The organism is Clostridium sp. (assembly GCF_051656525.1).
Taxonomy (GTDB): Bacteria; Bacillota; Clostridia; order Clostridiales; family Clostridiaceae; genus Clostridium.
Map to the genome: position 1 here is coordinate 1 of NZ_JBOGCC010000351.1, position 1,385 is coordinate 1,385.

A 1,385-nucleotide genomic window follows, 5' to 3' on the forward strand; every position below is an offset into this window, starting at 1 on the left:
ACGAAGTGATCAGACGTAAAGAAGGTAAAACTGGTAAGTAAAAATAGAAAGGAGTGATTTTTATGTTCAAGAAGGTAGACAGAAAATCAAAAAGACTAAGACGTCACCTTAGAGTACGTAAGAAAGTTTTCGGTACTCCTGAAAGACCAAGACTTTCAGTATACAGAAGTGAGAAAAACATATACGCGCAAATTATTGATGATATAAATGCTATAACTTTAATTTCAGCATCAAGCTTAGAAAAAGATTTCTCTGCTAAAGGTGGAAATAAAGAAGGAGCTAAACTAGTAGGTGAGGCTGTAGCTAAAAAAGCACTAGAAAAAGGATTAACTGAGGTAGTATTCGACAGAGGTGGATACGTATATCACGGTAGAGTTCAAGCATTAGCTGAAGGTGCAAGAGAAGCAGGACTTAAATTCTAATAAAACAAGGAGGGAAATCAATGAGAATCGATCCTAGTACACTAGACCTTAAAGAAAAGGTTGTTAATATAAATAGAGTTACTAAGGTTGTTAAAGGTGGTAGAAACTTCAGATTCGCAGCACTAGTTGTTGTTGGTGACGAAAACGGACACGTTGGAGTTGGTATGGGTAAATCTATCGAAATACCTGAGGCAATTAAAAAAGGAATAGAAGATGCTAAGAAAAACTTAGTTGCAGTTTCACTTGTTGAAAACACTATTCCACATCAAATACATGGAGAATTTGGAACAAGTGATGTTCTAATAATGCCAGCTAAAGAAGGTACAGGAGTTATCGCTGGAGGACCAGCGAGAATCGTACTTGAATTAGCAGGAGTAAAAGACGTTAGAGCTAAATCATTAGGTTCAAATAACCCAAATAACATGGTTAAAGCAACAATCAACGGATTAGCAAACTTAAGAACAGCTGATGAGATAGCTAGATTAAGAGGAAAATCTGTTGAGGAAATATTAGGTTAGGGGGAAATTAGAATGGCTAAATTAAGAATAACATTAGTTAAAAGCTTAATAGGTAGAAAAAAAGACCATATTGCTACTGCTAATGCCCTAGGACTTAAAAAAATCGGTAAAATAGTAGAGCATGAGGGAACTCCTCAAATAAATGGTATGATCAAAAAGATAAGCTACTTAATTAAAGTAGAAGAAATATAAGAGGAGGTGCACTTAGTATGAAACTTCATGAATTAAAGCCTGCTGCTGGTAGCAGAAAAGCTCCTAAAAGAGTTGGAAGAGGTACTGGTTCAGGATTAGGAAGAAACGCTGGAAAAGGTGAAAAAGGACAAAACGCTAGATCTGGTGGTGGAGTTAGACCTGGATTTGAAGGAGGTCAAATGCCTTTATACAGAAGACTTCCTAAAAGAGGATTCACTAATATCTTTGCTAAGAAGATTGTTAGCATAAACGT

Annotated in this window: 4 protein-coding genes; all 4 read left to right on the forward strand. The window is 36.0% G+C overall.

Annotation, left to right across the window (positions count from 1 at the left end; all coding sequences use genetic code 11):
• Positions 1–62: 62 nt before the first annotated feature.
• On the forward strand, positions 63–422 hold the full coding sequence (gene rplR / locus ACRDDY_RS17200; protein WP_438566158.1) for a 50S ribosomal protein L18: 360 nt from the start codon (positions 63–65) through the stop codon (positions 420–422).
• Positions 423–442: 20 nt separating this feature from the next.
• Positions 443–940, forward strand: a complete 498-nt coding sequence (gene rpsE, locus ACRDDY_RS17205) for a 30S ribosomal protein S5 (RefSeq protein ID WP_438566159.1) — start codon at positions 443–445, stop codon at positions 938–940.
• Between the two features lie 12 nt (positions 941–952).
• Positions 953–1,132, forward strand: coding sequence for a 50S ribosomal protein L30 (gene rpmD / locus ACRDDY_RS17210; RefSeq protein WP_438566160.1), 180 nt, complete (start codon positions 953–955; stop codon positions 1,130–1,132).
• A 17-nt stretch (positions 1,133–1,149) separates the two neighbouring features.
• Positions 1,150–1,385 (forward strand): 50S ribosomal protein L15 (rplO, locus tag ACRDDY_RS17215; RefSeq protein ID WP_438566161.1); only part of this gene is annotated, 236 nt, incomplete at its 3' end.

Bases quoted from the DNA above. Each gene is read 5' to 3' on its own strand.
- rplR (WP_438566158.1), top strand. From the start codon at position 63: ATGTTCAAGAAGGTAGACAGAAAATCAAAAAGACTAAGACGTCACCTT.
- rpsE (WP_438566159.1), top strand. From the start codon at position 443: ATGAGAATCGATCCTAGTACACTAGACCTTAAAGAAAAGGTTGTTAAT.
- rpmD (WP_438566160.1), top strand. From the start codon at position 953: ATGGCTAAATTAAGAATAACATTAGTTAAAAGCTTAATAGGTAGAAAA.